The organism is Rhodopirellula sp. UBA1907 (assembly GCF_002337565.1).
GTDB classification, from domain to species: Bacteria; Planctomycetota; Planctomycetia; order Pirellulales; family Pirellulaceae; genus Rhodopirellula; species Rhodopirellula europaea.
In genome coordinates, this window is record NZ_DDGH01000044.1 from 10,303 (window position 1) to 32,067 (window position 21,765).

Annotated in this window: 14 protein-coding genes; 9 read left to right on the forward strand and 5 right to left on the reverse strand. The window is 55.9% G+C overall.

Annotation, left to right across the window (positions count from 1 at the left end; translation table 11 throughout):
* Positions 1 to 758 (forward strand): S1C family serine protease (locus tag B2R17_RS09495; protein WP_286763805.1); only part of this gene is annotated, 758 nt, incomplete at its 5' end.
* A gap of 19 nt (positions 759 to 777) precedes the next feature.
* Here the strand turns inward: B2R17_RS09495 and B2R17_RS09500 are convergent.
* From B2R17_RS09500 to B2R17_RS09510, 3 genes are read right to left on the reverse strand one after another with little or no spacing between them, the layout of a single operon-like run.
* Positions 778 to 2,064, reverse strand: a complete 1,287-nt coding sequence (locus B2R17_RS09500; RefSeq protein WP_286763806.1) for an ABC transporter permease — start codon at positions 2,062 to 2,064, stop codon at positions 778 to 780.
* 20 nt (positions 2,065 to 2,084) lie between these two features.
* A complete protein-coding gene (locus tag B2R17_RS09505; RefSeq protein WP_286763807.1) occupies positions 2,085 to 3,608 on the reverse strand; it encodes a sugar ABC transporter ATP-binding protein in 1,524 nt (507 codons plus the stop codon).
* Positions 3,605 to 4,813, reverse strand: coding sequence for a TlpA family protein disulfide reductase (locus tag B2R17_RS09510; RefSeq protein WP_286763808.1), 1,209 nt, complete (start codon positions 4,811 to 4,813; stop codon positions 3,605 to 3,607). The genes B2R17_RS09505 and B2R17_RS09510 overlap by 4 nt, the downstream gene beginning before the upstream one ends.
* A gap of 496 nt (positions 4,814 to 5,309) precedes the next feature.
* On the opposite strand from B2R17_RS09510, the gene B2R17_RS09515 reads away from it, so the two are divergent.
* The 8 genes from B2R17_RS09515 to B2R17_RS09550 all read left to right on the forward strand — a co-directional run bounded on the left by B2R17_RS09515 (position 5,310) and on the right by B2R17_RS09550 (position 18,499).
* Positions 5,310 to 8,264 carry a secretin N-terminal domain-containing protein gene (locus tag B2R17_RS09515; RefSeq protein ID WP_286763809.1) on the forward strand — a complete coding sequence of 985 codons (2,955 nt, stop codon included), beginning with the start codon at positions 5,310 to 5,312 and terminating at the stop codon, positions 8,262 to 8,264.
* Positions 8,264 to 11,188 (forward strand): MMPL family transporter, encoded by a 2,925-nt coding sequence (locus B2R17_RS09520; protein ID WP_286763810.1) that lies wholly within the window; start codon positions 8,264 to 8,266, stop codon positions 11,186 to 11,188. The genes B2R17_RS09515 and B2R17_RS09520 overlap by 1 nt, the downstream gene beginning before the upstream one ends.
* A 48-nt stretch (positions 11,189 to 11,236) precedes the next feature.
* Positions 11,237 to 11,449, forward strand: a complete 213-nt coding sequence (locus tag B2R17_RS09525) for a hypothetical protein (RefSeq protein WP_007327202.1) — start codon at positions 11,237 to 11,239, stop codon at positions 11,447 to 11,449.
* Positions 11,446 to 12,870 (forward strand): tRNA (N6-isopentenyl adenosine(37)-C2)-methylthiotransferase MiaB, encoded by a 1,425-nt coding sequence (gene miaB, locus B2R17_RS09530; protein ID WP_286763811.1) that lies wholly within the window; start codon positions 11,446 to 11,448, stop codon positions 12,868 to 12,870. The genes B2R17_RS09525 and miaB overlap by 4 nt, the downstream gene beginning before the upstream one ends.
* A gap of 130 nt (positions 12,871 to 13,000) precedes the next feature.
* Entirely contained in the window at positions 13,001 to 14,299 is a 1,299-nt protein-coding gene (locus B2R17_RS09535) for a M16 family metallopeptidase (protein WP_286763812.1), read from the forward strand.
* Positions 14,296 to 15,558, forward strand: coding sequence for a M16 family metallopeptidase (locus B2R17_RS09540; RefSeq protein ID WP_008653134.1), 1,263 nt, complete (start codon positions 14,296 to 14,298; stop codon positions 15,556 to 15,558). The genes B2R17_RS09535 and B2R17_RS09540 overlap by 4 nt, the downstream gene beginning before the upstream one ends.
* A 7-nt stretch (positions 15,559 to 15,565) precedes the next feature.
* A complete protein-coding gene (locus B2R17_RS09545) occupies positions 15,566 to 17,533 on the forward strand; it encodes a hypothetical protein (protein ID WP_286763813.1) in 1,968 nt (655 codons plus the stop codon).
* Positions 17,534 to 17,818: 285 nt separating this feature from the next.
* Entirely contained in the window at positions 17,819 to 18,499 is a 681-nt protein-coding gene (locus B2R17_RS09550) for a transposase (RefSeq protein ID WP_286763814.1), read from the forward strand.
* A gap of 121 nt (positions 18,500 to 18,620) precedes the next feature.
* Here the strand turns inward: B2R17_RS09550 and B2R17_RS09555 are convergent, their stop codons facing one another.
* Positions 18,621 to 20,345 carry a hypothetical protein gene (locus B2R17_RS09555; RefSeq protein ID WP_008667080.1) on the reverse strand — a complete coding sequence of 575 codons (1,725 nt, stop codon included), beginning with the start codon at positions 20,343 to 20,345 and terminating at the stop codon, positions 18,621 to 18,623.
* Positions 20,342 to 20,932, reverse strand: a complete 591-nt coding sequence (locus B2R17_RS09560) for an RNA polymerase sigma factor (RefSeq protein WP_051073361.1) — start codon at positions 20,930 to 20,932, stop codon at positions 20,342 to 20,344. The genes B2R17_RS09555 and B2R17_RS09560 overlap by 4 nt, the downstream gene beginning before the upstream one ends.
* Positions 20,933 to 21,765: the final 833 nt, after the last annotated feature.

Here is a 21,765-nt window from a genome sequence, read left to right on the forward strand (position 1 = left end):
GGGACTCGATCCGTCGCGGAACCAGCTCGTTCGCCAAGATGCCACCCGCCGCTCGATTGGCCGACAGCGACGAGGTTCATATCGGAGACTTCGTCATCGCCATCGGTAGCCCGTTCGGACTCAGCCATTCGGTCACGTTTGGCATCTTGAGTGCCAAGGGTCGACGCGACTTGTCATTGGGTGAAGAACGAATCGACCTGCAGGATTTCTTCCAAACCGACGCCGCAATCAACCCTGGCAACAGTGGTGGCCCGCTGCTGAACCTTCGCGGCGAAGTGATCGCGCTCAACACCGCGATTGCCAGCAGTAGCGGTGGCAGCGAAGGCATCGGATTCGCAATTCCGATCAATATGGCCGCTCGCGTGGCGGAAGAACTGATCGTTCACGGTCGCCTGCGTCGCGGGTACCTCGGCGTGACGCTGGACCCTAACTTCGCCGCCGCGGATCTGTCTCCGGCATCGGGCATTTACGCATCGATGAAGATCACACCCGACTTCGATTCGCGATTTGGTTCGCAAGAAGAAATCAAATTGGGTGGAGCACGCGTGAAGGACATTCGTCCTGGATCGCCAGCCGAATTGGCTCACCTGCAACGGGGCGACATCATCCTGCAATTCGATTCCATCAACGTCGAAGACGATGATCACTTGGTTGCATTGGCCGGCATGGCCCAGCCCGATCAACGACCGATCTCGATGGTGATCCTGCGAGATGGTAAACGCTATCGCACCGAAGTCACGTTGACGTTCCAACCCTGATCAGCAGGCTGACTACGGTCTAGCTCGTGACCACGGACTTGGCTGACTTCCACAGCTGATAGCGTCGCCAGATTTCATCGAACAGCACGCTGGCCAGCAATGCGCCGCCAATGATGACCATCTCCCATTGCTGCTCGATGCCCAGCACCACGATGGCTTTGTACAGGCATCGCATCACCGCGGCACCCGCGATCACGCCAAAGACCGCTCCTCGGCCGCCGCGCAGTGAACAACCGCCCAGCACCGCTGCCGCGATTGCGTAGAGCTCGTAGAAATTGCCACTCGAACCGGGCTGGACTGAATTCCATTCCAACAGGAAAAGAATCCCGGCAAGAGCCGCCTGCAGACCACTGACGACATATGCCATCACAATCAGTCGTTCGGTGCGAATGCCGCTGAAACGAGCCGCTTCTTCGTTCTCGCCGACGGCCAACAAATGACGTCCCGCCACGCTGTGTTCCAAAAAGATCCATGCCGCGAAGGCGACGATGATCAACAATACACCGGTGAACGGGAACGCGATCCAAGTCCACTCGGACCAAGACTCCGACGCTCCCGATAGCTTCGCGACCAATGGCAATGGGAATTCAAAAACGTTGCCCGTCACCGTCGCTTTGAAATCGGCCAACGCGCTGCCCAACCCGACTTGATCATCCCCGGTCCAAACTCGAGCCAAACCGCGATAGACCAGCAATCCACAAAGCGTCACCACAAACGGTTGCAGGTGAGCCCGAGTGACAAGCAAGCCATGCAAGGCACCGATGAACGCACCAGCCAACAACACCAACCCGCAAGCGAGCAACGGATTGGTGTAGCGAATGCGTTCCAGCGAGACTTCCGTGCCCGTTTGCAACGAGCGTGCCGGGTTGCCGCTCGTCAGCCAGACGTTGCCGTCTTCTTCGACTTGCCCCGTGAGGTAGACCTTTGATTCATTGAAAGCGCCCGCGTAAACGATCCGGTCACCCGCTCGGACCGGATCGATCCCGGTATCAATCCGAATTCGCGTGTCACCTTCGTCCGGGCGTTCAATCGCGGCGATACTTCCAATCGCATCGTATCTTTCGTAGCGCACATCGATGACTTGGACCATCATCACACCGCACAACGCAATCAGCGAACCGATCGACAGATCAATTCCGCCGGTGATGATCACCATGGCGACACCGATTGAGATCAATCCGTACAAACTGGTGTCACGGATCAGCGTCTTCAAATTCGCGGCGGCGACAAAGTTGCCTTCCAACCAAGTTGCAATGACCACAATCGCGATCAGCAACGCGAAGATGCCAAAATTCTTTCCACGCATTCTATTCAACCTTGGGCTATTCAACCTTGGGCAGGTTCGCCCTTTGCCACCGCGAGACGCATGATCGCCTCTTCGGTCAATTCCGATCTTGTCAATTCACCCGCGACACAACCATCGGAAATGACAATCACCCGATCGGCGATCGCAAAGACTTCTTCCATTTCGCTGCTGACCACCAAGACTCCCATGCCTTGGCTCGCCAACTGATCGATCACTTCGTAGATCTCAGATTTTGCGCCAATGTCGACGCCTCGTGTTGGCTCGTCGAGCATCAAGACCTTCACATCACCGGCCAACCACTTCGCCAAAGCCACCTTTTGCTGGTTTCCACCGGACAAAGAAGCAATCTCAATTTCTTGCGAAGCAGTCTTCACTCGCAGCCGATCGATCAATTCTGCGGCCGTTGCACGTTCCGTTTTGCGACTGCGGAACACTCCTTCTCGAGTCATCGAGACGATGGTCGCGTTGTCACCCACGCTGGATTGAATCAGCAACCCGGTCCGTTTCCGATCTTCCGGCACCAACGCCAACCCGGCTGCGATCGCGGAGTCGACACCGCCTTTGAGCGGTTCGGAATCGATCAAGATCTCGCCGCCGAACCGTTCGCGGACGCCGAAAATTGTTTCCACAATCTCGGTTCGCCCTGCCCCGACCAATCCGACGAGGGCGACCACTTCCCCACCGAGCACTTGTAGATCAACCGGAGGTGCCGCACGGGATCCGACCTTCAACCCCGACACGGTGAGTCGAGGTTCAAGACACTCTTTCGCGGTTTCGTGAGATCGACGCGTGAGATCGCGTCCAACCATGGCACGCACCATGGTGTCGTGGGTGATGTTGCCCTTCGTCAGCGTTTCGACGTGCTCGCCGTCTCGCAGCACTTCCACTCGATCAGCCAAACGAATGATTTCATGCAAACGGTGCGAGATATATAGGATCGCGACACCTTCTTCGCGAAGCCGTTCGATCAACTCGAACAACCGCAGCGATTCTTCTTCGCTCAGACTGCTGGTCGGTTCGTCCATGATGACCACGCGAGCATCAGTCGATAAAGCACGCGCGATCTCGATCAGCTGCTTGGACGCAATGGGGAGCGGCCCGACGGGAGCATCCGGGGACACCGACAAACCAACTCGATCCAGCCATGACGACGCGGTGCGTCGAAGCTCGGCACGATCCAGCAAGCCAAACCGAGAAGGCTCGCGACCGAGAAACAAATTCTCAGCAACGCTTAAATTGTCGTGCAAGTTCAGCTCTTGATGAATCAACGCGATGCCAGCATCGATCGCATCACGGGGACCGGACCAAGAAAGCACTTGGCCGTCCAATTCAATTTGACCTTGGTCCGGCGAGACGATCCCGGCCAGCACCTTCATCAACGTGCTTTTGCCGGCACCGTTTTCACCGATAACCGCGATGGCTTGGCCACCTTCCACTTCCATCGAAACATTCGACAGCGCTTGGGTGGAGCCAAACCGTTTACTAATTCCCGACAACCGCAAACGAGACGTTTGATCGGGTTTGTCCGCCTGTGACTGGATCACTCACCGTCTTCCGACGAGTCTTCCTTTTTATCGTCAGACTCTTCGGTGGCCGAACCCGCGTCCGCGAGTTCTTCGAGTTCTTCCAGCATGCTTTCCATGCGGTCTTTTTGACGACCTTCCGATTTCTCGATCGCTTGTTTCTGTGCCTCAATCGCCGCGTCGAATCGTTCCAGCGATGCGTTCATCTGAGCGACCAGGACGTGCATCAAAGGCTGAATTTGTGGATCAGCTCCTTCGATTTCAGCGTTGAGTGCAACCAACGTTTCGTCGGCCAACTTGCCAACTTTGGCTCCTTGTTGAATCGATGACATCAACCCATAGGAGAATTGAGCCATGGCTTGTGGATTGCCCTTCGCGTCCTTCAATTGACCACGGAAGTACGTCATCACGTCTTCGGAAAGATCGCCCGAGTCCAGACGCAGACCGTACTTGAACTGAGTCAGTTGCTCACGAACCGACTGGCCCATCTCGTCATCAACATCTTTGAACTCTTCCAAAATCTTGTCGATGACTTTGATGGCGTCGTCAAAGTTGCCTTCGCCGGCCAAACGATTGACCTTTTGCATCGCTTCTTCCAGACGCTGCTGGCGAGCCATTGATTCCTTGAAGGCTTCGCGATCCCACGTTCCTTCGATGACTTGTTCCAGCGGCTCGTCGAGGCTCATTGGGTGTCCGATCCACTCAATCAAACCGGTCTTGCCGACCAAGAATGCGGCGGGGATACCGTTTTGATTCGCGGCACGCATGTAGTCATCGGTCGATGAACCATCGGGATCGACCGTCAGTGTGTAAGCCGATGTCAGTTCTGCAAACGTGACGCCTTCTTTGCCTGGGTAATCACGTTCCAGAATGCCTTCGACTGTTTCCAAATCTTCGTCCGAGATGCTGACGATCTGAACACCATTTCCGCGATGTCGTTCTTGCAGCTCAACCAAGTGAGGCATGCTTTGGATGCAAGGACCACACCAGGTCGCCCAAAACTCAACAACGTAGATTTTGCCATCTTCGAAATCGGTAACGGGACCGAATTTCCCGAGGTCTTCGTGGATGTAGTGCTCAATGTCGAGCGAAGGCGCTTTCGATCCCACGGTCAACGTCGGCTCGGCTTGGGCCGCAACGCCGCCGGTCAAGAAGGCAACTCCGCAGGCGGCACCTAGCAGAGTCTTACGTGTCCACGCGACGGGGAGCGAAAAAAAGCGGGTCATTGAAAACTACTTTGCGTTTGTTTGGTGAAGGAAGAAAATCGACCGAGCGGTGCTCGAAACTAAGTCTGACAATGTCTGTCTGGCGAAAACACTCGCCCATTTGGATTCAAAGCGGCCGTTCAATCAGAAGCAGCCCCCGCGACCTCGTTGCGACGAGGATCTTCCCGCGGGGCGCAACACGCATACTGTAGTGAACCAAACGCCAAATTGTTCAGCTGTGCAATCGTTGTTCCCCCAAAGCGTACCAATCGGCTTTTTGCGAGTCGATAGAACCCATTTGGCTCTCGCGGGGTGTTTTGTTTGTATTGTCGGAGGGGTTCATACATAATACTCGTGCGGGTGCCCCATCCGCCGTCATCCCCGCACGACGTCCCCCAACGTCCCATTCTTCTTTCTCAAGAGCGCACTTGTGCTGCTTTCACTTCCACCTGGAATGCCGAGATCTGCCGATCAATCCGGAGCCTGCCTCTGGGCGTCCCGCGTAGCAGTCTTGTCGATGTTTCTGGCGATTTTTTCATTGCCCGTCTCCGCCCAATCTCCCACGGTGATACGGACCGCTGATGGCAAAACGATCACCACCAACGGTCCCATGCCGGCCCCTGGTGGACGTCCGCCAGGTGGCCCACCACCGGGCTCCAAACCCGATGGCAAGGATGGCGAGAAGAAAGAGGGCAATGGCGGCGAAGGTAAACCGCCCGAATCAGCCGCTCCCAAGGTCATTCGCCGTGACAGCGTCGAAGCCAAGTCCTCCGACCCAAGTGAATTGAAAGCCACCGTCGGCGACGACGGCAAAGTCGGCTTCCGGTTCCGCAATCAGGGATGGGTCGATTTGGTGCGTTGGTTGTCAGACATCTCCGAACAACCGATCGACTGGCAAGAGTTGCCCGGGGACACCGTCAATTTGATCAGCCCCTATCGTTTGACCGTTTCCCAAACAGCTGACTTGATCAACCGCCACTTGCTGGCCCGTGGCTACACGATGCTGGACTTGGAAGGCGGCATCGCAATTGTCAAAACCGACGCTGTGAATCCTGGGATGGTGCGGCGTGTGGACGCCAGCGAACTGAACGACCTGGAGGATCACCGCTACGTCCGCACGATGCTCGACGCGGGTTGGCTGTCAGCAGAAAAGCTCTCCGAAGAACTCAAAGCCATGCTCAGCAGCGCGGGCAAAATGATCCCGTTGGCAACCACCAACCGCATCGAAGTGATGGACGTCGCGGTGAACCTGCGGCAAGTCGCTCATTTGCTCGCCGAAGAACGCGACGCGGCCAGCCGAGACGCCTTGGCACCGGAGTTCCGTCTGCGGCACATCCCCGCCGAAGAAGCCAAAAGCATGCTGGAGCAATTCCTCGGCGTCGAGAAAAAAGACTCCGCCCCGATGTCTCAACAACAAATGCAAATGATGCAGCGAATGCAGCAGATGCAACAGCAGCAGGGCAAGAAGGGTGGCGACACAAAAGGCGATGTCGAAATCTCAATCGTCGCCAACACACGCCAAAACTCCGTGCTTGTCCGTGCTCCGCTCGATCGAGTCGCGATCGCCGCCGAGTTCATCAAACGCATCGACGTGCCCGGTGGATCACTCCGCAGCCTCACCGATGCGACATCGCGAGTCGATGTGTTTCGATTGGTATCACTGGATCCTGAAAAGCTGATCGAGATCGCTCAAGAGATGAACGTTCTCGAACCCACCACACGCATTCGCGTCGACAAAGACAACTCGGCGGTCATCGTTTCCGGCTCGGCCGCGGATCGCTTCATCATCAAATCGCTGATCGAACGACTCGATGGCGGCAAACGCCGCTTGGAAGTGCTGCAATTGCGCCGTCTCGGTGCGGCCGAAGTGGCGGAGTCCATTTCATTCCTGATGGGCCAAGAACCCGAAGAAGACGACAACAACTCCCGTTCGCGATACAGCTACTACGGATGGGGCGGAAACGATGATGACGACGATAAAGACAAGGACAAATTCCGTGTGACCGCCAACGTCGCCTACCGCCAAGTCTTGCTTTGGGCGAATGAAACGGAAATGGAAGAAGTCCGTTCACTGCTGATCAAACTCGGTGAACTTCCACCGCCCGGCGGAAGCGAACGGACGATGCGAATCATCGAAGCTTCGGCCACTCCTGAAACGCTCGAGTACCTTCAGCGTTTGCAACGACGTTGGCAACAGCTTTCCGGGACTGAATTGGTGCTACCGGATGCTGACGAATTCAAAGATCCGATCGATGTGATTGGCGAAGAACGCGAAGAAGAAGACACGAAAACCGAAGACGAAGATTCAACGGAAGAGACTGAGGAGGCTCCAGCGGTGATCTTGCCGCCGGAAACCGAACTCACCGGCATTGGTCAATCACAAAAGCAACTCACTTGGGTCAACGCTTTTTCCGATGACGGCGAGCCAACCAACTTGCCCAACCAGGAATCGACACCTGCAACCGACAGCTCGATCGCAACGACAACCAACGTTTCGTCCAAGCCAGCATCATCCAAGCCGAAGATCGAAATCAAGTTGGACGCGGCAGGCAATCTGATCCTCCGTAGTGACGACACCGACGCGCTGGATCGATTAGAAGACTTAATGCTCCAGGTCTCGCCACCAAGGCGTCCTTACCATGTTTTCCGTATCCGATATGCATCCGTTACCTACATCGCACTCGATCTGGAAGATTACTTCGAAGAGGACGGCGAAGACGATGAGGATGAATCGGATCGATTCTATCGCTACATCTTCGGCAGTGGAGATTCGGAAGACAAAGGTCCGAAAGGCCTGGATGCCGCAGGCAAATTGAAGTTTCTTCCTAACTCCGATACTGGCACTCTGATCGTCAGTGGGGCGACAGGTCAACAATTACAAACCATCGAAGAGCTCATCCGTTTGTGGGACGTTCCTGAACCGGTCAATCCGCGAAAGGTCCGGTACACAAAGCTGGTGCAGATCCAATATGGCAGTGCGGCGAAAATTGCCGAAACAGTGAAGGACGCGTATCGCGATTTGCTCAGCAGCAACGACAAAGCGTTCCAAGGCGGTGGTGGACGAGGCGGCCAACGTGGGGGGGCAAAGACGGCCAGTAACCGTGAGAGCGGCAGTGGATTGGAAGACAGCGAAAGCGGAAAAGATGGTGGCGGACAGGATTTCTCCTTCAACGGCAAGCTTTCCATGGGTGTCGACGAAGTCGGCAACACGTTGTTAATCAGTGCCGAAGGCGAGTCGCTGCTTGACTTGATCGCTGAGATGGTCGACAAGTTGGACGTTGCCGCGAAACCGGGAGGCGACGTTGAGATCATCAATCTCAGCGGAGGTGTCTCGGCCGAGGCCGTCCAGCGAGCCCTGGCGGCTTTGGGAGTTGAATCCGATACGCGTCCTTCACGGGATCGCAATTCAAATTCAGATGATCGTCGGCGCGACAACAATGACTCCCCGCGTCGCCGTCCATCTCGCGATTAATGAAAACCAGCGCCACCCAACGATTCTCTCGACAGGTCATTGCACGTGCTCATTGGATCGTTTTGGGTTGGGTCGTTTTTGCAGTCCTCTGCAAAGCGTTTTCGCCTTCTTGGAAACAAGTCGCCCTCGACGGCGACTTCGAGTATCTTCCAGCGACACAAACCAGCGTCGCGGGCGGCAAGTTGCTCGATGAAGCCTTCTTCGGCACGCGGGCACGCAGCCAAATGGTTGTCACGCTTTCTCGCGCCGAACAAGACCTGACAAAGACCGATCGTCTGATCGGCCTGGACTTGCTCCGCCGCCTCTATCACCGGCTCGGTGAAGTCGCTTGGCAACGTGCAATGCAACTGCGCGACGACAGCGGGGACGAGTCGATCAATCGATGGTGGGTGGTTGCCGCGCAGGCGTTTGACCAAGCAATCGAAATCGATTCGCAGTTCTACGAGGCTCTCGGCGACCGAGTCCCTGAGACTTCACCGACTCCCTACGAACCACGCATGGCGATCGCTTACTGGGACCGAGGCAATTTGCTCGGTTCGCAAATGGTGATCCAACCATCCACTGCACCGGAGACAGCCGTCGCTCCTGGCGACACCGCTGCGGAGACCGAACCGGACAAAAAAGCATCCTCCATTTCCGAAACCACCGCCCGTGTGGCCGAGGATCTCGAAGCCGCTTTGGTCTTGGACTCAGACCTCCCCATGTCGGTGTTGCCGATTTCAAAGCGGCCACTGAAGGACTGGGAACCGCTGCTGGATATCTACAGCTGGGAAGATCGCACTCTGGGTTCACAACTGAAAACCCCGCGAGCTCGCCTCGCTGTGCTGACTCTTTCCAGCGAACTGGCGGCAACGGGCAACATCGAACTGCTGGAACAACTGCAAGAGATCGTCGACGAAACGATCGCCTACAGCCACGCCTACCTGACCGAAGACGAACGTTCCGAAACAGGATCACCGCAATTGATCGTCACCGGTTCGGCCGCGATCGGCGGACAAACCCTTTCGGCCGCTCGCTCCGCCATTCAGTACACGGAGTGGTTCACGGTCGTGATGATCCTACTGCTGCTGTCCATCGTGTATCGCGCCCCGCTGCTGGTCGCCGTGCCTTTGTTTTCAATCGCGATCGCGGTGATGGTATCGACCGCCGCGGTCACATTCCTGACACAGTTGTCGCAATCCGGTTTGGTTCCCGGACTGGACGTGCAGATCTACACAACCAGCCGAATCTTTGTGGTCGTGATTCTGTTCGGTGCCGGCACGGACTACTGCCTGTTCTTGATCGCTCGTTTGCGAGAAGAAGCCGCTCAGTCACCTTGGCCCGTCGCTTGTCGCAAAGCACTCACGCAGGTCAGCGGCGCGTTGATCGGCAGCGCGATGACGACGATCGTTGGCTTGGGCATGCTTTGGTTTGCCGACTTCGGAAAGTTTCATCACACCGGCCCAATCATCGCGGTGTGTTTGTCGATCGGATTGCTGGTCTGCATGACGCTCACACCCGCATGTCTGTGCTTGTTAGGCCCCAAAGTCTTCTGGCCCACATCGGCCGGTCAGGTCAGCCGCGAACCGCGAATTCAGTTGATCGGCAATCGCAGCGTCAACGACAAGGACAGCACGCCCGGTGATCTCCTGTGGAACTGGATGGCGATCCAACTGACGCGTCGTCCGATGGTGACATTGCTGATTGGATTGGCGTTGCTGCTGCCACCGGCTTGGATTGGCTTTCGAAACGAACGCACCGTCACCTACGACATCAGCGGCCAATTGTCTGCCTCGGCCAGCACACGACAGGGCATGCGAGTGCTCGATCGAGAGTTTGGCATCGGCCAACTCGCACCGATCTCGGTGCTGATGCTATCCGAACAGCCAATGCAAAAAGAGGAACAAAAAGAAACCCTGCAAACCATCACGCAGGCGCTCTATCAAACCGAGGGCGTCACCGCCGTTCGTCATCGCAATGATCCGCTGGGTGATTTCCCTCCGGATCGCGAAATGAGTTTGCTCAGCAGCGAAGCCTGGCGTCGCCGGGCACTACAGAATCATCGTTTGACGCAACTGCACTTTGTGTCTTCGATGCCGCAGTACGCCGATCGGCTGATTCGAATGGACGTGATCATCGAGGAAGATCCGTTCAGCGAATCCGCTGGCAACAGCCTGAAACGAATTGAGGAAACCATCGCCGAGCAGACCGCCGCATTCGGTCAAGCCGGACTCAAAATCGATGCGTTCTACGCGGGCACAACACCATCCATCGTGGACCTCCGCGAAGTCACCCTTTCGGACACCTTTCGAATCAAGCTCGCCGTGATCGCCGCCGTTTTCGCGGTGCTAGTGCTGGTGATTCGGCGCGTTGCACTTTCGATCTATCTGATCGCCACCGTCTTGCTCAGCTACTACACCACCCTCGGGCTGACGTACCTGTTCTTTCGTTTTTGGCACGGACCGACGTTCCCTGGCCTGGACTGGAAGTTGCCCATCTTTTTGTTCGTAATCCTGGTGGCCGTGGGCCAGGACTACAACGTTTACTTGGTCACCCGAATTCTGGAAGAGAAACGCAAACTCGGTTCGCTCGCAGCGGTCCGCCGCGCGGTGGCCCGAACCGGCGGCATCATCACCGCCTGCGGCTTGGTCATGGCCGCCACCTTCATCAGCATGACCGCGTCGTCCTGGTGGCCCTGGATCACTCAGAGCTTCGCATTTCTCACCAGCGACAGTGCCGCGTCGCTCGGCGACCAAATTGCCAAGCAACCGACCACGCTGCGGGGAATCACGGAACTCGGGTTTGCACTCGGTCTCGGAGTGCTGCTGGACACGCTTTATGTGCGAACGGTCCTCGTGCCCAGCTTTGTGGTGCTTCACGACCAATGGCGAAAATCGTCGTCTTCCCAACGTTTTCAAAGGTCAAACGGGGCCTCAACCGATTGAAAAAGGCTCGTCTTCCGAGAAACGCCCTCGTGGCGTTATCCTGGAGCGATGAATGCGCTGTGGGGACAAACTTTTCTGACCAATATCAACTGGCTGTGGGTCGCCGGAGCGGCGGTTGCCGCCTGGATCGTCGTGGGTGCGATGAACCGACGACAAGCCCACCTGACGGGTCTCTTGCGGGACCACGTTAACCGCACCCAAGAGGCCCAACGGGCCGCCATCGAAGCCAGCAAAAAACCTTCCGAAGACGAGCCGGAGTGATCTCCATGACTAAAACTGTTTACATCAAAACCGTCGGCTGCCAGATGAATGTTCTGGACAGCGAAATGGTGATCGCCGACTTGAAACGTCACGGCTACACCGTCGTCGATTCTCCCGGCGAAGCCGACCTGCTGCTCTACAACACATGCAGCATTCGCGAGCAGGCCGAAGAAAAAACGTACAGCGCCCTCGGCAAACTCAAAGAAACCAAAGCTCGCCACCCCGAAAAAACCATCGGCGTGATGGGATGCATGGCTCAGAAAGACCAAGAAACGATCTTTCGTCGCGCCCCCTTTGTCGACATGGTCGTCGGTCCCGGACAACTGCACGCGATTCCGGACATGCTGACGAAAGTCACCAGTGGCGAAGGACGGCAGATGGCCGTTTCGCTGGGTCGCAAAGATGGCAAGCAAACCGTCGTCGCTCGCAGCCATGAAACATTCGATCCTTTGCGGGATCCAACCATGCGACCGACTCCCTTCCAAGCCTACCTGCGAATCCAAATCGGCTGCGACAAATTCTGCACCTACTGCGTCGTGCCCAACACTCGCGGTCCCGAACAAGGCCGATCGCCCGAAGAGATCGTTTCCGAAGCTCGCGTGCTCGCTGAACAAGGTGCACTCGAAATCACGTTGCTCGGGCAAACCGTCAACAGCTATCGCCACCGCGGACCGGACGGCGAAACCGATATGGCCGGTCTGCTGGAACGTCTGCACGACATCGATGGTTTGAAACGCATCAAGTTTGTGACGAACTACCCCAAAGACATGACGGCCCGATTGCTGGAAACGATTCGTGATCTGCCCAAGGTGTCGCCTTACTTGCACGTGCCAGCACAAAGCGGCAGCGACGCGGTTCTTAAACGCATGAAGCGAGGCTACACGATCGCCGACTACATGGAGATGTTCGAACGCATTGAAACGATCCTACCCGAAGCCTCGGTCAGCAGTGACTTCATCGTCGGCTTCTGCGGCGAAACGGATGAGGACTTCCAAAAGTCGGTGCAACTGATCGAACGCTGCCGATTCAAGAACAGCTTCATCTTCCAGTACAGCGTTCGCGAAGGCACCAAGGCCGCCGCCAACCTGATCGACGATGTGCCTCGCGAAGTTAAAGCGGCTCGCAACAACGAACTGCTGGCGGTCCAAGATCGAATCTCGAAAGAGGACAACCAAAAACTGATTGGCGACACCGTCGAGGTATTGGTCGAGGGACCAAGCAAGAAAGCCGACAAATCCGATCCGGATGCTCCCGTCGTTCAAATGACCGGACGAACCATCTGCGACCGGATCGTGGTGTTCGATGGCAACCGACGCCAAGCCGGCCAATTGATGGACATTCAAATCGATGACGTCAGCAGCCACACGCTGATCGGCCGCGTCAAAACAGTGGAAGTTGTCTCGCTCGGAATGCCGGGCTAGCTCCCAGCTTTTCGGGGTAGCCAAACTCGTCATGAGTTTCAGCCGCGACCGTGATTTCCGAAAGTCTTGGCGACTTCCGCTACCAATTGAACCCAACTAGCAACTCAGCCCTCAGCCCTCAGCGATTCCCTTGCTCAGCACTCAATCTCCCCCGATTCAAACTCGAACGCTCAACAACGGTCTGACCGTCGTCGTGCAACCGATGCCTTGGCTGCGAACCGCCGCGTACACGCTGTGGTTGCCTGCCGGGATCACAACCGAGTTGCATGGCTTGAGCGAAGAACAACTGGCCGACACGGAGTTTTTGGCTCGTCGCGATGGCCTGGCTTCGCTGACCTGCGAAATGGTCCAGCGTGGTGCCGGTGCCTACAACAGTCGCCAACTGGTTGCCGCCGAAGACAACCTGGGCATCGACAGCGGCAACTCGGCCGCGACCAGCGTCGCGGGTTACTCCGCACGCATGCCCGCGGACTCATTGCTTCCCGCCATTGAATTGCTAGCCGACGTCGTTCGTCGCCCACACTTGCCTGGCAACCAATTCGACGACGCCAAAATGATCCTGCGGCAAGAACTCGCCGCGTTCCAAGACGAACCGACTCAGCGTTTGATGCGTCGTCTTCGCGAACGCCAATACGGCCCCTACCTGGGACGAGGTGGATACGCCAGCGAAGCGAGCCTAGAAGCACTCAGCATGGACGACGTCCGCCAGTTCTACACCGATCAATATCATGCCGGTGGAAGCGTGCTGGCCGTCGCCGGCAACTTCGACGCCAAACAAATCTTTGACTCCATCGAGCAATCCTTTGGCGATTGGAAATCAGGCAAACGCCCTGCCCTGCCCTCCCCTGCCCCGATCGATGGCAACGAACACATCGAGTTGCCCAGCAGCCAAACGCACATCGGATTTTCATTCGATTCGATTCCCTACGGCAGCGATGACTACTTCGTCATGCGAGCCGGAATCGGAATCCTCAGCGATGGCATGAGCAGTCGCCTGTTCGATCGCGTTCGAGAACAACGCGGGCTGTGCTACAGCGTCTGGGCCAGCACACACACGATCGGCCAGAACGGTGCCGTGTTCGGTTACGCCGGCACCACGCCCGCTCGAGCACAAGAAACGCTGGACGTCAGCCTTCGCGAAATCCAGAACCTAGCCGACGACCTCGAACAAGAAGAACTCTCGCGTTGGAAAGTTCGCATCGAAAGCGGACTGATCATGGAGCAAGAATCGGCCGGCTCACGAGCCAGCTCACTCGCATCCGACCAATATCAACTCGGACGCGTCATTCCAACCGAAGAACTCGAAGCCAAAATCGAAGCCATCACCCTCGACCAAGTCGCATCCTATTTTCGCCAACACGGCCCGCGGCAATTCCGAATCGTGACCGTCGGACCGGAAGCCCTTCAAGGAGGCGAAACGCTCGCATGAACGAACTCAAATCAACGACCCTGGCCAATGGGTTGCGAATCGTTGCCGACATCGACCTGCGTGGTTACTCCGCTGCGGTTGGTTACTTCGTGCGTGCCGGTGCTCGTGACGAAACCGACATCGAATCGGGACTCAGCCACTTCCTCGAACACATGATGTTCAAAGGAACCGCTCGTCGATCGGCCGCCGACGTAAATCGCGAACTGGACGAACTCGGCGGTCAATCCAACGCCTACACGTCCGAAGAACAAACGGTTTACTATTCGTCCGTGCTGCCCAAGTACCAAGACCGAATGGTCGACTTGCTGACCGACATGCTCAGCCCGTCGCTCGACGCCGACGATTTCGCGACCGAGCGAAACGTGATCCTGGAAGAAATCGCCAAGTACGAAGACCAGCCTCCGTTTGGCGCCTTCGAACGAGTGATGGAATGTGCCTACGGACCTCGTGGATTGGGACGACGCGTGCTTGGCACGACTCACTCGATCGAATCGATGCAAGTCGAATCGATGCGAGCCTATTTCAATCGCCGTTATCGGCCCGAGAACATTGTGCTGGCCGCCAGCGGCAACGTCGACTTTGATGGCTTGGTCGCTCAAGCCGAAAAGATGACGCAGCATTGGCTCGACCGCCCTGCCCCGACGGATCTGGCCGGTGATGACCTCAGCACTACCCCCGAAGGCATCGAACTGACGCAGCACTTGAGTGTCCCCGATGCAGCGCAAAGCTACCGAGTGACATTGGGCGACGGGCCGTCCATGCAGTCACCGCTTCGCTACGCAATGCGGTTGCTGGCGTCCATCGTCGGCGATGATGGCGGCAGTCGGCTGTTCTGGGATTTGATCGACACCGGCCGCGCCGAAGTCGCCACCCTTTGGCCGCAAGAGTTCACCGACACCGGTGCCCTGTTCACCTACTTGGTCTGCGCCGCCGACGACATGGATTCCAACGTTCGGCTGATGAACGAAGTCCTTGGCCGAGTCGCCCGTGACGGCGTCGAACAATCCGAGCTGGACCAAATCATCAACAAGACGGTCGCCGGCTGCATCATGCAATCCGAACGCCCATCAAACCGCTTGTTCGGGTTGGGCAGTCGCTGGTTGTGCTGTGGTGACCACCTGTCGCTCGATGAGTTGCTGGACGCCTACCGTGGTGTGACAATCGAAAGCGTTGCCGAAGCCGCCCGAACCTACTTGGGCCAATCAGCAACCGAAGTCGTTGCCTCCTCCGCTGAACCGCAATCCAATTTGGTTGGTTGATTAAAAGATGAGCGACACGGTCCCCGAGCTGCTACGCCTGAACGATCGCGTCACACTGCTGCCCATCATCCACGGCAGTGGCCAGTTCGCCTGGCTGACCCGTCGGTTCATGCTCGAGCACAACTTCGATTGCCTGGCCGTTCCGCTGCCGCCGTCCTTCCAACAACCGGTCGAAGAAGCGGTCTTAGAACTCCCGCGTCCTTCGATCGTGTTGCAACACCCCGCGTCACAATCAACGTTCGAACCGCCGCTGCCCTTCAATCCTGAATTGTCAGCCGAAGAATATGGCGAGTCAGCCGACGAAGACGCAGATCCCCTGCCAAGCAGTTACGTGCCGATCGATCCATGCCAAAGCGTGATCATGGCGATCCGCGCCGCGATGGGCGAACACATCCCGCGGCACTTCATTGATCTGGAAACGAATCACTTCCAGCCTTTTTCGACCGTCATGCCCGACGCGCATGCGGTCCGGCACGTTGCGATTGAAAAGTTCGCCGCCGCAATCCTCCCCAGCATTCCTCCGCCGAGCGATGAACTGACTCGCGACCGAATGCATTACATGGCCGCCCAGCTCACAGAACTAGAAAAGAGCTACCAGCGGATTCTGCTGGTCACCAGCATCCTGCATTGGCCATGGATTCGCGATGCCCACCGACTCCTGCGAACCGACCAGGGCCGATCAGTTGATGACCTTGAAAACGAAGAGGTCTCCACACCAACTCGGCACAAAATCAATTCGAAGACTCTGCTGTTCTTGTTCGGCGAGTTGCCTTTCATCACATCGCTCCACGAACGTGCGCGAGCCGAACTGGAAGACGACGAAAATTTGCAGATCGACGGCGTCAAAGAACTGTTGATCGCCGGGCGACAAAGCTACCTCGACGACCTGGGCAACCGAGCTCGCAAGATCACGCCGTTGCTGCTTTCAAAGTGCTTGCAATACATCCGCAATTTGTCGTTGATCAACCGCCGGATGACACCGGACATGGTCACGATCATCACCGCCTGCAAACAAGTCCTAGGCGACCAATTCGCATTGCACGTCGCCGAGGTCGCGACCAAGTACGCCTACGCGGACGAACCGGGTGCCAACTCCGACCAATGGATCCCTGAATCCGATCAACCGATCACGCTGGGAATCGATCAAGCTCGCTTGCCCAATCAAGATGTCGTGTCACTGGTCAATCGTTTGCCAGGACCACCGATTTCGTGGCAAACGATCCAGCTTCAACGACGGCCCAGCGACAAAGAACGCCATGAATGGCAGCACAATTGGAACCCCTATTCCCAGTGCAGCTACCCGCCCGAAGACGAACGCATTGAACTGCTGAGAAACCGAGTCAGCGAACGCGCCCAAGCGATCATGGGCCAAGACTTAGCTCGCACTGAAAAGTTCACCACCAGCGTCAAAGACGGAATCGACATCCGGGACACAATTCGACATTGGTACGAAAAAGAGATCTACGTCAAAGTCATGCCGCCCAGTCGCGGGCAACTCGATGCCTGCCTGATGCTGTTTGACACCCCCGCCGACCCACGAGATTACCCCTGGCGCACGACTTGGTTCGCCGAGCACGAATGGGAATCCACGCTCGCGTTCTTCGCCAGTGACTTCCAGCAAGAGATGGTCGGCCCAGGCATTGGACTGGGGATCTATGGCGGTGCGATGTTCTTGTACCCGCCCGTACCGATTCGCGACATCTGGCGTGACCGTCGCTTGAATTTCACCGCGACGCTGGAAGAACGATTGATTGCCGCTGCCTGCATGCACTCACGCAGCAAACACGTCGCGATCATGAGCCCCCTGCCGCCCGGCGGCGGATGGAAACGTTTGGCCCGCCGGTTCAAGAAACACTTGGTTCACGTGCCGATGTCTTCCTTCAGCGACCAAGAGATCCAACAACTCCGCATGGTCCACGTCCTCAACGGCGGCGAAGTCCGAAGCTACGCCGCCGACTTCATCCGAAAAGCCTGACCGCTCTTCCAAGCAAAGTCTCAGCAAAACGATACGTTGTCACCATCGGCACGAACCAGTGAATGCGGGACAACATCGCTGAATTGGTTGGGCCAGTCCCAACGGGACGACACGTTGTCGCCACGGGCGTGAGCCCGTGGAGCAGCAGCAACTCACAACAAGAAAGCCCTGAAGGGGCGACAGGCGCTCTGACTCGCGCCAGCGAAAAGGGGACGGGGGTCTTTTCTGCTATCCTGTCATTGAACCACCGACTCCAAGATCACTTTTTCCCTACAGGCGTGCGTGATGCCTCGACAAAAACGTCTGGATGTGGCCGGCGGGATCTACCATGCGTTGAATCGCGGGAATGCCAAACAAAAGATTTTCCACAAGCCCGAAGACTACGCGGCCTTCGAGCGTGTGTTGGGCCAAGGACTGGAACGCTACGAAGTGCAAATCTACTCCTACGTCTTGATGCCAAACCACTGGCATCTCGTACTTCGCCCCGATCGCGACGGGCAAATGGGAAAGATGCTGCGTTGGGTCACCGCCACTCATACCCAACGCTATCACGCTCACTACCACACCGCAGGCGAAGGACATCTGTACCAGTCGCGTTTCAAGAGTTTTCCCATCAAAGATGACGAGCACTTCCTGACAGTGTGCCGATATGTGGAACGGAATCCAGTGCGAGCAAATTTGGTCAAACGAGCCGAGTTGTGGCAACACGGTTCATTCCACCGTTGGGCGAACCATTCCGACCGAGATCCAAAACTCTTGTCGGCCTGGCCAATCCGTCGCACGGCAAACTGGAGCAAGCGGGTCAATCAAGCACTCAGCGAAAAGGAGATCGGGATGATTCGAACAAGCGTCCAGCGAGGCCGCCCCTTCGGCGACATCGACTGGGTCGAAAAACTCGCTGACAAACACGACCTGTGGTCAACGCTCCGATCACGAGGAAGGCCCAAGTCGACCAAACGCACCTAATTGATCCCCGTCCCCTTTTTGCGTCTGTCGGCCTTGGTGTCATCCTTCTCAACAGCAGAGAAGCCCACACGAAATGACGCAAACGCGAATAGTCCTACCGAATGCTTACACAACACGAACCTCATTCGTCCGTGCTGTTTTTGTCCAGCGGTACAAATACGGTGCCACTCGTATGTTTGAACAAATCACTCGACAATTCGGTCGTGAAATCAAGGTGATAGTACGTCCTGTCGTCGGAAGAGGTCGCTGTCGCTCCTGCTGACAACTCCGCTTCAGTTTGTTGTGGACCTATCGCATTGCTGCGAACGATAACGGTGGGATACCAGATCCCACGAGGCGATTGCTTGAAGTTTTCAAAACGATAGGTCTGCTGCTGTTCGGCTGGAGTAACATTCGGTTTGTTTTCATCGATTTGACGCAAAGAATGCTGGGCCTGGACAGCGGCGTACCCAAGTTTCGGGTTAAGCCAGTACTTTGAAGTCTGGTGTTCACTCAGGTACGAGCGGGTCACAAGGATGCTTCCTTCCGGTCCATCCGTCGGGTCCTTGGTCAGCGTCATTTCGATCTGCACATACGAGTTCAAATCGGGATAAACATGAAATTCAGGCATATTGCCGGCATTCCCCATTGTCTGGGCGATTGAATGTCCATCACCCGCACGTACGGATTGGAAAGGTTCGAACACAGGCGAAGCCGGATTTTCATAGCTCGCATGATAAACAGTTCTCCCATCACAAAGCATGTCGGCAACTATCGTGTAGTGACTGAGTCTAGTCTTCCACCAACTTCGTAGTTCGCCTTCATTTGCAGGGGGCTGCTCGGCGAGAAACGCTCCGTACTCTCGATTGCTTTTGAAAAGGTCACGTGTCGGGGAACAAGAAGCGGTTCGCCATTGATCGCCGCTACGGTAAATTAGTGCTTGCGGTGAATTTGGCACGAATCCATAGGCGGCGACATAGTTGTCAAGTTCTCTCCGATTTCGATCGAGAATCTCCGCGATTCGCTTTAGATTCCTGGTCGGCATGCGATCCACGACACGAGCGTCGCGGGGAACACCGATTGCATAGATGTCCTGCGGCCCCGTTTCCGGATAGTCGATTTTCATGTTCAATGCATGATCGACATCTTCCTGGAATCGCATCGACACTGGAAGATTCGTTTCAGGATCGACACGGATAACAACCTTGGACGAAACACCCGGTAGTGTTTGAAGTGTGAGTTCGTAGTCGATCCATTTCTTGCCGCTGTCTTGAACGCTTTGCCGAGTTTGACTTACAATTCGATTCCCTGCAAACTCGTCACCAACTTGGTCATCTTGGCGAAAGATTGACGCAAAGACACTACTGATTGAATTGAACGCGCGTTCGTCATTGATTGGCACGCGATAAATCAGTTGTTCTTCTGCACTAAACTCGTACCGGACGCCTGTTCGATAATCGTCGAACCGACTTAGTTCCTTGCTGCGTTGAGCTGCGACGTCGCGTTGAAGCGACATCCAAACTTCCATTTTGTCCTGTTTTAGTTCACCGACCAAGCGAATCCATGGCATATCTTGAAGTGTCTTCACAACTTCGCCCCATGCTTGCTGATGCGTGGGCCAGAGTGCTACGCAAACAAGGACAATCGCTACCATTGCAGCGGACGACATGATCCACCGAAGTCGCTGCGAATGACGACCGAACGAGTCGATCGTGGCTGAACCGGGAAGCTTCCTACGCACAGCGTTCGCTAATTTCTCCGGAGCTTTGATAGGTGGAACATTAGAATCCATCATCAGCGTACGAAAAGCTCGCTCGTCATCGGTGATGTCTGAATCAGTCATCCGATTGTGAATATTCTCGTTCATTTCGGTCTCCTGGACTCGTTTAGTAAATGCGATGGAAGTGCATCGACAAAGGTGGGTCCAAGCAAACTTCTCAATTTTGCTCTTGCACGAAACAACAGCGACTCGGCAGCCTTTTGGGTGGTCGATGATCGCTTCGCGATTTCGGCGACAGACATGCCGTCGATGTACTTTTGTCTCAAGATTCGCCTCTGGTTTTCCGGCATCACCAGCAAAGCCGAGTTGACGACCTCTGCACGCTCAATCTGTTCCATAGCCTCAATTGGTAACAAGGCTGCGTCTGCGCGGTCCGCTCGCAGCAAATTGTCGTCGTCGACTGATTTGCCCGCCAAAGTGCGTCGCCAATACAACGCAACTCGTCGTCGTGCGATTCCAAATAGCCACGCGGACAATTCGCCCTTCTCGGAGTCGTAAGTGTCGATATTCTGAATCACATGCAACCATACCTCTTGAAAAAGATCGTCGGCGACGGTTCGCTTATGACACACCAAGCGGTACACGAATCCGTATAAAGGATCGAGATACTCTTGGTAGAATTCGTTCCAGGCATCGGCATCCTGAAGTTTCAATTGCTTAGCACGAAACGTCATTCCGTTCGGTTCCAAAAGTACAAATCGTTCGTCACGTCTACATTGTGCTTACACTTGCCTATTTGCTTTTTGCAGCAAAATCATTCGGCATTTCCCTAAAGAATTCCAGACTCTTCTCGGTTAACACCAACACTGTTTCTGGAAATTCGTACAGAACCATCAATGCAGCCCAACTCGCCATGCTTGCCAAGCATCGTCTCTGAGCAGCAGGCCCCAACACGCTGCCCTACTCGGCCCCTTCCAGACAAGTGACGAAGTCTCGTAGCACCTCTGACTTTAAGAGTGAACAGCGTATGACCGTTCGGTTGCAATATAGGGGTGTCGGTTGGCTGGAACCCTATCGCTCGGTCGTTGAGATTGGTTGTGCTCATGCCGACGTAGAGCCTCCGTCGGCGACAGGTGTTACCTACCAAATTTCGGTCGTTTTTTACGGCGTGAGGATCCGCATTAGGGGCTGGCACCACAGAGGCATCTCTAGTACTTGAAGAGTGCTTGGGAGCTTGCAGATTCCCATTCCCCCAGCATTCACGCAATCGCTCCTATCGTCAGCGATCGTGGATTCACACGACTTCCTGAAAGCTGGCGGGAGAAGATGGTTTTGATCGAACTCAAGCGAGCAATGAACGTCACTGCTAATGCCCCCTAGAACGAAAGAGCCTGATTTGCCGCAACGCCGGCGAATTGGAGCCATCGAAGTTGTTCTCGCGGCAAGCTACGGCGATTCGAACAATCACACTACTCATGTGAACGCTACACCAGACGATTTTGCGGAACATTCATTTCCGCAAAACCAAACCTTCCGTTTCGACCTAGCAACGCACGGTGAATAACTG